15 protein-coding genes are annotated in these 11,682 nt (G+C 66.0%); 9 read left to right on the forward strand and 6 right to left on the reverse strand.

Annotated elements, in window-relative coordinates:
* Nucleotides 1-20: 20 nt before the first annotated feature.
* Entirely contained in the window at nt 21-329 is a 309-nt protein-coding gene (locus tag AB4Z51_RS06360; protein ID WP_071917696.1) for a hypothetical protein, read from the reverse strand.
* Between the two features lie 263 nt (nt 330-592).
* Between AB4Z51_RS06360 and AB4Z51_RS06365 the strand changes: the two genes are divergently transcribed.
* From AB4Z51_RS06365 to AB4Z51_RS06375, 3 genes are all read left to right on the forward strand, one after another.
* The gene (locus AB4Z51_RS06365) at nt 593-1,999 is read left to right on the forward strand and encodes a DHA2 family efflux MFS transporter permease subunit (RefSeq protein WP_085403282.1); all 1,407 of its coding nucleotides are present in this window, start codon (nt 593-595) and stop codon (nt 1,997-1,999) included.
* A gap of 197 nt (nt 2,000-2,196) precedes the next feature.
* On the forward strand, nt 2,197-2,934 hold the full coding sequence (locus tag AB4Z51_RS06370) for an SDR family oxidoreductase (RefSeq protein ID WP_441497171.1): 738 nt from the start codon (nt 2,197-2,199) through the stop codon (nt 2,932-2,934).
* Nucleotides 2,935-2,960: 26 nt separating this feature from the next.
* The gene (locus tag AB4Z51_RS06375; protein ID WP_167768142.1) at nt 2,961-3,458 is read left to right on the forward strand and encodes a DoxX family protein; all 498 of its coding nucleotides are present in this window, start codon (nt 2,961-2,963) and stop codon (nt 3,456-3,458) included.
* Nucleotides 3,459-3,501: 43 nt separating this feature from the next.
* Here the strand turns inward: AB4Z51_RS06375 and AB4Z51_RS06380 are convergent, their stop codons facing one another.
* The gene (locus AB4Z51_RS06380) at nt 3,502-4,185 is read right to left on the reverse strand and encodes a TetR/AcrR family transcriptional regulator (protein WP_085403281.1); all 684 of its coding nucleotides are present in this window, start codon (nt 4,183-4,185) and stop codon (nt 3,502-3,504) included.
* A gap of 204 nt (nt 4,186-4,389) precedes the next feature.
* Between AB4Z51_RS06380 and AB4Z51_RS06385 the strand changes: the two genes are divergently transcribed.
* From AB4Z51_RS06385 to AB4Z51_RS06410, 6 genes are all read left to right on the forward strand, one after another.
* Complete coding sequence (locus AB4Z51_RS06385) at nt 4,390-5,223, forward strand: sugar phosphate isomerase/epimerase family protein (RefSeq protein ID WP_085403280.1); 834 nt, start codon at nt 4,390-4,392, stop codon at nt 5,221-5,223.
* Nucleotides 5,224-5,242: 19 nt separating this feature from the next.
* Nucleotides 5,243-6,322 (forward strand): Gfo/Idh/MocA family protein, encoded by a 1,080-nt coding sequence (locus tag AB4Z51_RS06390; RefSeq protein ID WP_094184291.1) that lies wholly within the window; start codon nt 5,243-5,245, stop codon nt 6,320-6,322.
* A gap of 100 nt (nt 6,323-6,422) precedes the next feature.
* Complete coding sequence (locus AB4Z51_RS06395; protein WP_085403278.1) at nt 6,423-7,091, forward strand: amino acid ABC transporter permease; 669 nt, start codon at nt 6,423-6,425, stop codon at nt 7,089-7,091.
* Between the two features lie 9 nt (nt 7,092-7,100).
* On the forward strand, nt 7,101-7,742 hold the full coding sequence (locus AB4Z51_RS06400) for an amino acid ABC transporter permease (RefSeq protein ID WP_063985335.1): 642 nt from the start codon (nt 7,101-7,103) through the stop codon (nt 7,740-7,742).
* Between the two features lie 22 nt (nt 7,743-7,764).
* A complete protein-coding gene (locus AB4Z51_RS06405; protein WP_167768141.1) occupies nt 7,765-8,607 on the forward strand; it encodes a transporter substrate-binding domain-containing protein in 843 nt (280 codons plus the stop codon).
* A gap of 41 nt (nt 8,608-8,648) precedes the next feature.
* Entirely contained in the window at nt 8,649-9,407 is a 759-nt protein-coding gene (locus AB4Z51_RS06410; protein ID WP_085403328.1) for an amino acid ABC transporter ATP-binding protein, read from the forward strand.
* A gap of 53 nt (nt 9,408-9,460) precedes the next feature.
* Here the strand turns inward: AB4Z51_RS06410 and AB4Z51_RS06415 are convergent, their stop codons facing one another.
* The 4 genes from AB4Z51_RS06415 to AB4Z51_RS06430 form a co-directional block, all read right to left on the reverse strand.
* Entirely contained in the window at nt 9,461-10,258 is a 798-nt protein-coding gene (locus tag AB4Z51_RS06415; protein ID WP_085403327.1) for an adenylate/guanylate cyclase domain-containing protein, read from the reverse strand.
* 86 nt (nt 10,259-10,344) lie between these two features.
* Nucleotides 10,345-10,557 (reverse strand): hypothetical protein, encoded by a 213-nt coding sequence (locus AB4Z51_RS06420; protein ID WP_014497603.1) that lies wholly within the window; start codon nt 10,555-10,557, stop codon nt 10,345-10,347.
* Nucleotide 10,558: 1 nt separating this feature from the next.
* Nucleotides 10,559-10,744: a hypothetical protein gene (locus AB4Z51_RS06425; RefSeq protein ID WP_085403277.1), complete on the reverse strand. Its 186-nt coding sequence runs from the start codon at nt 10,742-10,744 to the stop codon at nt 10,559-10,561.
* A gap of 79 nt (nt 10,745-10,823) precedes the next feature.
* Complete coding sequence (locus AB4Z51_RS06430; protein ID WP_063985337.1) at nt 10,824-11,036, reverse strand: hypothetical protein; 213 nt, start codon at nt 11,034-11,036, stop codon at nt 10,824-10,826.
* Nucleotides 11,037-11,682: the final 646 nt, after the last annotated feature.

Consider the following 11,682-nt stretch of genomic DNA (forward strand, 5'->3'; position numbering starts at 1 on the left):
TGTTCCTCCGCCTCGCCTGGTCAGGACTCGTTCAGCATACGGTAGTTGCCGACGATCCTCACATCACGAACCAGCGGCGGCTCGGCGCAGCGGTCGCGGATGCCGTCCTGGAACGCCTGAAACGCCCTGAGTTTCGGGATCGGGCTCGAGCCGTCCTCGGCCGCGGCCTCGACCAGATGGATGAAGGTGTCGTCCTCCAGCCGCAGCGTCAGATAGCGCACGCCGTCCGGCCCGGCCGCCTTCAATTCGGCAAATACCGCCGAAACCAGCTCGGCGTTCCTGTCGGCCAGCTCGGGCTTGGCCTTGTACCTGATCAACGTCCTTTTCATCGCGCTCTCCTTGCTCATCTCGCGACCTGGCTCGCCCATCGCGCGCCATCTTTCCATTTCGGCATGACCCTCCCGGAAAACCGGTGCCCCGCTTTCCGGATCAAGCTCGCGTCAATGGCCGCGTCATCCCCAAGGACGTTTGGCGGCCGGCGAAGGATGCAGCCGGGGAAAAATTATTTCCGGGCGCATCCTTTGCCCCTCCGACCTCGTCTAGCCCACAGAACGCGCCGCGACAGGGTGGCTCGACACACGGAGAGAGGGCGATGCAGACCCCGACCAATCGCGCCGAGAAGAACTGGGTGCTTGGCGTCACCGCGCTGGCATCCTTCATGATGGCGCTGGACGCCATGATCATCACGACGGCATTCGCGACCATCCGCGCCGAATTCGGCAGCCCGGTCGAGACGCTGCAATGGACCGTCAACGCCTTCAACCTGACCTTTGCCGTGCTGCTCCTGACCGGCGCCGCGCTCGGCGACCGCTTCGGTCGCCGCCGCATGTTCGCGGCCGGGATCGCCCTGTTCGTCGTTGCATCGGCGGCCTGTGCGCTCGCCGGCAATGCCACCGCGCTGATCGCCGCCCGCGCGCTGCAGGGCGCCGGCGCCGCTTTGGTGATGCCGCTGGCGATGGCGATCCTGAGCGGCACGTTCGGCCGCGAGGAGCGCGCCCGCGCGCTTGGCATTTTCGCCAGCATCACCGGCTGCGCGCTGATCATCGGCCCCGCCATCGGCGGCTTCATCACCGAACATTTCGGCTGGCGCTGGGTGTTCTGGATCAACCTGCCGATCGGCCTGATCGCGATCGCCCTGGTGCTGGCACGCTTGCGCGAAAGCTTCGGACCGGCTTCCGCATTGGACATCGCCGGACTGGCGCTCGTCGCCCTCGCGGCGCTGGCGCTGGTCTGGAGCCTGTTGCGCGGCAACGCCGTGGGGTGGGCGAGCGCCGAGGTCATGGGCACGCTGATGTCAGGCCTGGTATTCACAGCCGGCTTCGTGCTCTGGGAATTGCGCGCGGCCGCGCCGATGGTGCCGATGCGACTGTTTGCATCGCGCGCCCTCGCCTCCGGCATGTCCGCAAGCGTCCTGTTCTACGCCGCGATGTATGGCGTCTTGTTCCTGCTGCCGCAGTTCCTGCAGACCACGCTGGGCTTCGACGCCTTCGGCGCCGGACTTCGCCTGCTGCCCTGGACCGCGACGCTGTTCGTCACCGCCCCGATCGCCGGCGCGGTCGTCAACAGGTTCGGCGAGCGGCCGCTGGTGGTGACGGGATTGCTGATGCAGGCGATCGGCCTTGGCTGGATCGCGGAGATCGTGAGCCCCACGGTCGCCTACTCCGCCTTGGTCGCGCCGCTGGTGCTGGCCGGCGTCGGCGTCTCGATGGCGATGCCGGCAGCGCAGAACGCGATCCTGAGCTCGGTCGCGGTGGCTGAAATGGGCAAGGCGTCCGGCGTCTTCAACATGGGCCGCTTCCTCGGGGGCATGTTCGGCATCGCTGCGCTGGTGGCGAGCTTCTCGGCCAACGGCGGGGCCTACTCGGCCGCACATTTCGAGAGCGGATTTGCTGCGGCGATGCGCCTCGCCGCAATGCTGTCGTTGGCCGGCGCGATTGCGGGGCTTTTCCTGCCGGCACGGCGACGGACCGCCAGTGCAGCCGCGCCACAGGATGCGTGACGCTGACACAGGCACGGGGCTGCGGTGACGTTGAGGTGGTGACCTCCCTCATGCCAAGGTAAGGGCCGCCAAGCCGTCAGCGGCGGATACCGCACCATTCACTGTTCGCCCCACCCGAACAGTGAAGCCAATTCCAGCGGGATTATCCAGCCAACCTCCCTGCCTATTATCTCCCCATCAAACAGGGAGACCCCACCATGACCACCCAGCACCCACGCACAGCCATCGTCACCGGCAGCTCGAAGGGCATTGGCGCGGCGGTCGCCGAGCGGCTGGCGCGGGACGGCGTCRCCGTCGTCGTCAACTATGCGAGCGGCGCTGCGCCAGCCGAGGCGCTGGTGGCGAAGATCAAGGCCGCCGGTGGAGCGGCGATTGCGGTCAAAGCCGACATCAGCAAGCTGGCTGACGTGCGCGCGCTGTTCGACGCGGCCGAGACGGCGTTCGGCGGCGTCGACGTGCTCGTCAACAATGCCGGGATCATGAAGGTCGCCCCATTGGCCCAGACCACCGACGAGGTGTGGGACCAGACCATCGCGATCAACCTCACGGGCACCTTCTATGCGCTGCGTGAAGCGGCGAAGCGGCTGCGCGAGGGCGGCCGGATCGTGAATTTCTCAACGAGCGTGGTCGGGCTTTATCAGCCGACCTATGCGGCTTACGCCGCGACCAAGGCCGGCATCGAGGCGATCACCCACATCCTCTCGAAGGAGCTGGGCGTGAGGCGGATCACGGTCAACGCGATCGCGCCGGGCCCTGTCAACACCGAGCTATTCCACAACGCCAATCAGCACGACATCTCGCCGATCATCGATCGGACGCCTCTGCATCGTCTCGGCGAACCCGACGACATCGCGCGCGCGATCTCGTTCCTGGTCGGGCCCGACGGCGGCTGGATCAACGGCCAGATCCTGCGCGCCAATGGCGGCATCATCTGAAGCCGCATCGTCTGGAGATCATGACCATGAGCGATGCGATCACGGGCGGGGCCCCACGGCACAGCCCCGCGTCCCTGCTGTTGCCTGGCTTGCGAAATTTCTACGAGATCGCCAATCCCGTTTCCTATGCGTTTCTGCGCGTTGCCTTCGGATTGATCCTGTTCACGCACGGCTTGCCGAAATTGCTCGGCGAGTCCCACGGCGCCATGGCCAATCCGTTCGCGAGCTCCATCAATTTCATCACCAATTCATTGCATTTTCCGGCCCCGGTGGCGTTCGGCTATTTCGTGATGCTGCTGGAAACCATCGGGGCCATCATGCTCGCCGCGGGGCTGTTCACCCGCCTCGTCGCGCCGATGGTCGCCGTGCAGATGGCGATGATCTGCCTTATCCATTACCCCAAATGGGCCTGGATCGATCGCGGCATGGAGTACCCGTTCCTGATGGGCCTCGTTGCCCTGCACATGTCGTTTCGAGGCGGCGGGCGATTCTCGGCGGACCGCTTGATCGGACGGGAGCTTTGAAGGCGCGCCGGAGGGCCCTGCCCGCTCCGGCCGCGCGAGGTCTTCACACCGCCGCCGTTCGATCCCCCCGCACACAACGCCACAGCAGATCGGCGATCTCGGCGCGGCGCTGCGCCCTCGCCTTTGGCGAGGACATGTCGAAGGCGAATTGCGCCTCGAACGTGTGACGGTTGGCGACCGCGAAGAAGCTCAGCGCATTCAGCGTCATATGCAGTTCGACCGGATCGATGCCGGGCCGGATCGCGCCGCAGGCCGCGCCGCGCTCCAGCACCTTGGCAATCTGGCTGATGCTCGGCTGCGTCATCTCCTTGAGCCTGCGGCTGATGGCCATGTGCCGTCCGCGATGGATGTTCTCGATGCTGACGAGGCGGACGAATTGCGGATGGGCCTGGTGGAAATCGAAGGTGAATTCGGCAAGCCGGCGGATCGCGGCCTCCGGCTCCAGCGCCTCGAGATGCAGATCCTCCTCGGCGGCGCGCATCTCCGCATAGGCCATCTCCAGCACCGCGGTGAACAGCTCTTCCTTCGAGTTGAAATAGTAGAAGATCAGCCGCTTGGTGATGTTGGCGCGGGCGGCGATGGCGTCGGTGTTGCCGCCGGACAAGCCGTTCTCGGCGAACTCCTCGAAGGCGATGTCGAGGATCTCCTGCCGCGTCCGCTCGCGGTCGCGCCGCTTGATCGGCACCGGCTTCGCCGCCCGGACGGGCTGCTTCTTCACACCTGGCATCTGGCCCTTCGGTCCTTCACGGCGGCCGGTCGCGGCATCGCCCTCCCTCCATAGCGCAATCGCGGGCCCTTGACATCAATTATCCCATTGGGTAATTATCAATTAACCTATGGATTAATTAAGAGGGAGGAGACACATGCGCCTGACCGGCGACCGCCGCGCCAGCTCCCGACTGCCGCGATTGCCTGTGCGGGCGAGCAGGCCATGACCGCGCTCGGCCTTGCCCATCTCACCGCGTTGGAGCTTGCGCCCACGGCGCTGGTTGCCGAGGCGGCGCGAGCCGGGTTTGCAGCCGTCGCGCTACGCTTCATCCCGGCAACCAGCGACGGGCCGGCCTATCCGACGCAGGTCGGCACCGAGGCCCACCGAGCGCTGAAGCGCGTGCTTGACGGCGAGGGCGTGCGGGTCAGCGACATCGAGCTGGTCCAGCTCAAGCCCGCCATCGACATCTCCTCGCTCGCAGGCTGTATCGAAGCCGGCGCCGATCTCGGCGCCACAGCGATCATCGCTTCGGGCGACGATCCGGATCGGTCCCGGCTCACCGCGCGTTTCGCCGAGCTCTGCCAACTCGCCGCGTCGTTCGGACTGCGCGTCGACCTCGAATTCATGCGCTGGCGCGCGATCGGCAATTTGGCGCAGGCCGCGGCGGTCATCCGCGACGCAGGCCAGACCAACGGCGCCATCCTGGTCGACGCGTTGCACCTGGCGCGCTCCGGCGGCCGCGCCGCCGACCTGATCCCGCTTCCCGACCATTGGCTCCGCGCCGCGCAACTCTGTGATGCCGTCGCCGAAACGCCGGCAACGGACGCGGCCATCATTGCCGAGGCGCGCGCGGGACGGCTGCCGCCCGGCGACGGCGCTCTGCCGCTCGGCGCACTGCTGGAGGCGCTGCCCACTGATGCCGCCCTCAGCGTCGAGATGCCGTTGCCGGCGCTCGACGCGAGAGAGCGGATCGCCACGGCGTTCAACGCGACCAGGAACTTGCTCGAAGGCCAGGCCCGCGGCGCCAGACGCCGCGACTGCCACGGCTGGGCCTAAACCCAACGGAATGCACGAGATGACAAAAATCAGGATTGGCGTGATCGGCGCAGGATTGATCGGGCGCAAACATCTGCGCAAGCTGGCCGAGCATGGCGACTACGAGCTCGCCGGCATCGCCGACGTCAACGCCGAGCAGGTCGCGGCCGAGCAGCCCGGCGCACGCGTCTTCGCGGATTACCGGAAGCTGCTCGACGAGGCGCGGCCCGAGGCCGTGATCATCGCGTCGCCCAATCAGCTCCACGCCGAGAACGGCATCGCATGCGCGCGGGCCGGCATCCATATCCTGATCGAAAAGCCGGTCACCGATACGCTGGAGACCGCCGCCGGCCTGATCGCGGAAGTCCGCAAGGCCGGCATTCGGTCGCTGGTCGGGCATCACCGCCGCCATCATAGGCAGGTGAAGGCGCTCAAGGCGCTGCTTGGCGAGGGCCGTATCGGCGATGTCGTCGGCGTCTCGGCGATCTGGGCCACGCACAAGCCGGCCGACTATTTCAAGGCTGCGCCCTGGCGCTCGCAAGCCGGTGGCGGGCCGATCCTGATCAATCTGATCCACGAGATCGACTTCCTGCGCTTCGCGGTCGGCGAGATCGTCGCCGTGGAGGCCATCGCCGCGAACCGGCAGCGCGGCTTCGCGGTCGAGGATACCGCCGCCGCGCTGCTCGAATTCGAGAACGGCGCGCTCGGCACGTTCTTCCTCAGCGACTGCGCGGTGACGCCCTGGACGATGGAGCAGGGACTCGGCGAGGCGCCGGAGTTTCCGTTCAGCGGACAGAGCAGCTACCGCCTGATGGGCCGCCGCGGCGCGATCGAATTCCCAAGTCTCGATCAATGGACGCAGGAAGGCGGCGCGCAGGACTGGAACAGGCCGATCCAGGCGCAGGCCAATCATGCGGCGTCGACCGATCCTTATGTCGCCCAGCTCGATCATTTCCGCGACGTGGTCCGGGGCGTGACGCCGTCGCTGCAACCGGTCGAGGACGGCGCGCGAAGCCTGCTGGTGACGCTCGCGATCGCAGAGGCCGCGACGGCGCGACGGCGCATCGACCTGCGCGAGCGCTACGCGGGGCTAGGACAAGGCGAGCAGGCAACGACCTAGAGCACGGCTTTCACCGCCGTCGGACAGACGCGAACGGGCCAAGCCACGCCAAGAGGGCGGCCCGGCCACGCCAAGAGGGCGGCCCGGAGGGAGGAGCGAGGTGAACTACAAGTTCGATTTCGGACCCGTGATCGAGGGCCTGCCGGAGCTGCTCTGGGGCTGTGCCGGCACGCTCGGCCTGGCGCTGTCGGGCATGGTGCTGGCGCTGATCATCGGGATCGGCGGCGTGCTGCTGCGCGATTCCCGGCTTGCGTCGCTGCGCTGGCTAGTCATCGCGTTCGTCGAGGCGATCCGCAACACGCCATTCCTCGGCCAGATCTACTTCGTCTTCTTCGCGCTGCCGATGGTCGGCATCCGCCTCGATCCCACGCTGACCGCGATCATCGCGCTCGGCGTCAACGGCGGCGCCTATGCGATCGAGATTATCCGCGGCGGCGTGCAGTCGATCAACAAGGGGCAGGTCGAGGCGGGACTGGCGCTCGGCCTGAGCCGGACCCTGATCTTCCGCCTGATCGTGCTGAAGCCGGCGCTGCGCGCGATTTTCCCGTCGCTGACCAGCCAGTTCATCATGCTTACGCTGACGACGAGCATCGCATCGGCGATCTCGGCCTATGAGCTGACCTCGGTCGGACAGGCGATCGAGACCAATACGTTCCGCAGCTTCGAGGTCTATGGCGTCGTCACGCTGCTCTATCTCGCGATGTCGTGGATGCTGATGCAGATGTTCGCGCGGATCAACGCGCGCTTCCTGCTCTATCCCGTGAAGTGAGGACGGCGCATGGACAAGAACCAGTTCCTGTTCCTGCTCGGCGGCCTGAAATGGACGCTGGCGCTGTCCGCGATCGGCTTCGCGCTCGGCTCGGTCGCCGGCCTCGGCGTCGCACTGGCGCGCACCTCGGGCCGGCGCTGGCTCGAACGTGGCGCGGCCGCCTACATCGCGCTGTTCCAGGGCACGCCGCTGCTGATGCAGCTGTTCGTTGTCTATTACGGCCTCGCGCTCGCCGGGCTGAAGCTCGATCCCTGGGTTTCCGTCTCGATCGGCTTCACCCTGCATGCCGGCGCCTTCCTCGGCGAAATCTGGCGCGGCTCGATCGAGGCCGTGCCGCGCGGCCAGGTCGAGGCCGCCAAGGCGCTCAGCCTCGGCTATCTCGACCGGATGAAGGACGTCGTGCTGCCGCAGGCGATCCGCATTTCGCTGCCCGCGACGATCGGGTTCCTGGTGCAGTTGATCAAGGGCACCTCGCTTGCCGCCATCATCGGCTTCACCGAGCTGATGCGCGCCGGGACCATCGTCTCCAACCAGAACTTCAAGCCGCTGCTCGTGCTCGGCCTGGTCTGCGCGCTCTATTTCGCGCTGTGCTGGCCGCTTTCGCTCTATGGCGCCTGGCTGGAGCGGCGGCTCGTCACCGCGGCACGATGATGAATTCAACACAGAGGAGGGAATGATGACCAAAAAGACAATCCAGTTCAATCGCCGCCACATGCTGGCGCTCGGCGCCGCCGCGATCGCCTCGCCGTTCGTGCTGTCGCGCGCCGCTTACGCGGTGACGCCCGCGGAGATCAAGGCGCGCGGCAAGGTGCTGATCGGGATCCAGGGCGACAATCCGCCCTGGGGGTTCGTCAATTCCTCGGGCAAGCAGGAGGGCCTCGATGCCGACCTCTCCGAGCTGTTCGCAAAAGAGCTCGGCGTCGCCGCGGAATTTACACCGCTGGCCGTCGCCAATCGCATCCCGGCGCTGACGTCGGGACGCGTCGACATCCTGTTTGCGACCATGGCGATGCTGCCGGAGCGCGCCAAGGCGGTGCAGTTCTCAAGGCCCTATGGTGCCAACATCATCACCTTCATCGCGCCGAAGGAGATCGAGATCAAATCGCCGGCCGACATGGGCAAATATGTCATCGGTGTCGCGCGCGGCAGTGTGCAGGACACCGACGTGACCAAGGCGGCGCCTCCCGGCACCACCATCCGCCGCTTCGACGGCGATGCGCCGACCATGCAGGCGCTGCTGTCCGGGCAGGTGCAGGCGGTGGGCGGCAACATCTTCTACGTTCCGCGCCTCAACGAATCCAAACCCGGCACTTACGAGAACAAGCTCGAATTCACCAAACTCTATAACGGCGCCTGCACGCGGCTCGGCGAGAAGGAGATCAACGCCTTCGTCAACGGCTTCATCGACAAGATCATCGCCAGCGGCGAATGGGCCAGGATCTATCCGAAGTGGATCAACAACCCGCTGCCGGCTTTCCCCGACAGCATTCCCGGCATCCCCTTCACCGTCAGCTGAGGGAGAGTGCCATGTCGGTCACAGCCATGTCGGTCGCAGCCATGCCGGTCGCAGCCACGGCGGACACGATGATCGCGATGCGCGGTGTCAACAAATGGTACGGCACCTACCAGGTGCTCACCGACATCAACCTGGCGGTCCGTGCGAGCGAAAAGATCGTTCTGTGCGGGCCGTCCGGATCGGGCAAATCCACCCTGATCCGCTGCATCAATGCGCTCGAGAGCTACCAGAAGGGCGAGATCGTCGTCGACGGCGTCCATCTCGGCAGCCAAGGCAAGGCCGTCGATGCGGTGCGCCGCGAGGTCGGCATGGTGTTCCAGCAATTCAACCTGTTCCCGCACATGACGGTGCTGGAGAACTGCACGCTGGCGCCGATCCGCTCTCGCGGCATTCCGCGCCCGGCGGCCGAGGAGACCGCGCGGCGGCTGCTCGACCGTGTCAAAATCCTCAACCAGGCGGACAAATACCCGGCGCAATTGTCCGGCGGTCAGCAGCAGCGCGCGGCGATCGCGCGGGCGCTGTGCATGGAGCCCAAGGTGATGCTGTTCGACGAGCCGACCTCGGCGCTCGACCCGGAAATGGTCAAGGAGGTGCTCGACACCATGATCGGGCTTGCGACCGACGGCATGACCATGATCTGCGTCACCCATGAAATGGGCTTCGCCCGGCAGGTCGCCGACCGCGTGATCTTCATGGCGGAGGGACGGATCGTCGAGGAGGCGGAGCCGGAAGTCTTCTTCAGGGCCCCGCAGCACGAGCGCACCAAAAAATTCCTCGGCGAGATTCTGCCGCATCATTGAAGCCGTGCCGGCGCGGCGCGAAGGCGGTCCGGTGTCCACCCTTGCCGGACGCCTCACGCCTCCACCCGATACAGCCTCCACCGCTCCGGCACGCCCTTGAGCTGGTGCATGCCGTGATCCCTGAAGCTGATCGTCGATGGTGCCTTCAGCAAATCCTTGACCGCGCTCGAGACCAAGACTTCGCCGGCCCGCGCTTTCGCGGCGACGCGGGTGCCGATGTGGAAGGCGAGACCGACCATTTCGCCGCCGCTGATCGTATACTCGCCCGCATGCAGGCCGACCCTGATCTCTAGCCCCAGCGTGCGCACCGCCTTCTGGATCGCGGTCGCGCAACTGATCCCGGCAGCCGGCGCCTTGAACGTCGCTAGCACGCCGTCGCCCGTCGTCACGACTTCCTTTCCGCGCGAGCTCTTCAGCTCCTTGCGGACGGCTGCGTAATAATGGCCCATCACCTTGGTCCAGCGCGCATCGCCGAGCTTCGCGGCCTTGGCGGTGGAGCCGACGATATCGACGATCAGGATGGTGGCGAGCGCCCGCTTGAGATCGGTGCCGCGCTCGGCGGGGGGGCGCCGGAGCGCGATAGCTCCGGCCAGCGGCTCATAGCGATGGCTGCGGCGCCGCGCGATCGCGGCCTTTGCGTAATCCTGGGCACGCTGCGCCGTGCCGCACCGAACTGTCTTCTCCTGCGGCGAGCGCGTCCAGTAGACCTTGCGCCCGGCACCGGTGCCTTGGACCTCCACGCCGCCCCACTTCAGGAAAACCGCCGAGCCGACGCGCCTGACACACCACGCCTTCGACGTGTATCCCGATACGTTCGACTGATGGACTCCGATGCGAAGGAATTTTGGCATGAACGCGCGGCCAGTCGAAGGAACGTGGGCGGACCTCGGGCCAACGTATTCGCACATGCCTGCATTGGCAACAGGGCTCCTCGCACCTACGCTCCCCGGCGAGCCTCCTGCTTGCCGATCGAGCAGCGCCACGCCGCGAGACGTTCGGCCGGATGCTGCGCCATCCATTCGGCGAGCTGCGGCGCTCCCATCAGACAGGACTGCATCGTCACGTCAGCGAAATCCGAGGTCGTGACGATCTGCTCGTGGCAATCTGTCGGCGACGAGAGGCTGCAGAGCACGGCAATGATCTTGATCATGTCACGAGAGCTCCTTCGACGTACTCGGGCTCTGCGTCGCCGCCCGAGTGGTCGACCGCGGCTCGACGGGCCGCTCGCCGTCGGGATCGGCCCGCGGAAACACGGCGTCATAGTTAGCGCGCGCTTCGCGGATCAGCCGCGCACGCTCGCGCTCGGCTCTTGTGACCAGTCGAACAACTTCGCCCATATCGGCTCCACGGGGTGGCAAGAGAGGAAACTGACCAGACGGCCCTGATTGGGCGACCGGCTCACCGCGCAACCCGCAATCACGGGTACGATTCGTATCGCGTGCCGGCCGAACGCGCCGATGACCTCGCCGCATCGACGCTTGATGCCTTTTCGGCGCGCCGCTGATAGTCATTGGCCAGCATCTCGAGACGGGTCGCGACCACGATGTCCGTCATGGTCCGGGCCGCGCGCAGCAGGCTCTGCGCCGTCTCGAGATATTCCTTTCCTCGTCGTGACATCTGCATGGTCATAGGCGCCTCGCGCGGTTTTCTGAAAACATGTCGACAACCGACGGAAATCGACCGAACCAGTCGCGCTCACCCTGCCGGCGCGTCGCCAAACGTTCGACGCACTTTTTCGAGCAAAGGGGCTTTCGCCAAGAGTAGTAGCGGACTAGGCCAAACTTACCGTCGCACGCGGCACAGCGAGCGGTTCGACTTCCAGAAACTTGGGAACAGTTTGGCATTGTCGTCTCCTCTTGTGGTCGCGTCCGATGTGTCGATCACCTTTTCTGTTGCATCGAGGCAGCCGCATCGACTGTCCTCGACCAAATCTTGCGGCACCGTTCGCAACGCCGCCAGTGAACCCAACCTAGGCGTCCTGCGCGAACATATCTTTCAACAACGCGTCCGATATTGCCCATAAGCACGACTTCCATCGCGCGCAGGGGACGCACCCCGACGATTGCGCGTTTGCGCGATCGCCCGATTCCGGAACTGGATCGACGTCACGGCGACGCACGCATGCACCGTCAATCACGGCACATCGAGGCCATGACGGGCGGCGATGGCGACCGTCGTTCGGAGATGCCGGGGTGTGCGGGACGATGGCAAGCTGGCCGTGGCCGATGAGGATCAGGATTTCTCCGCCACGCCGCGCAATCGGTGGCGCGCGGGT

Origin of the sequence: Bradyrhizobium sp. 2TAF36, assembly GCF_052114925.1 — a bacterium.
Lineage (GTDB): Bacteria > Pseudomonadota > Alphaproteobacteria > Rhizobiales > Xanthobacteraceae > Bradyrhizobium > Bradyrhizobium barranii.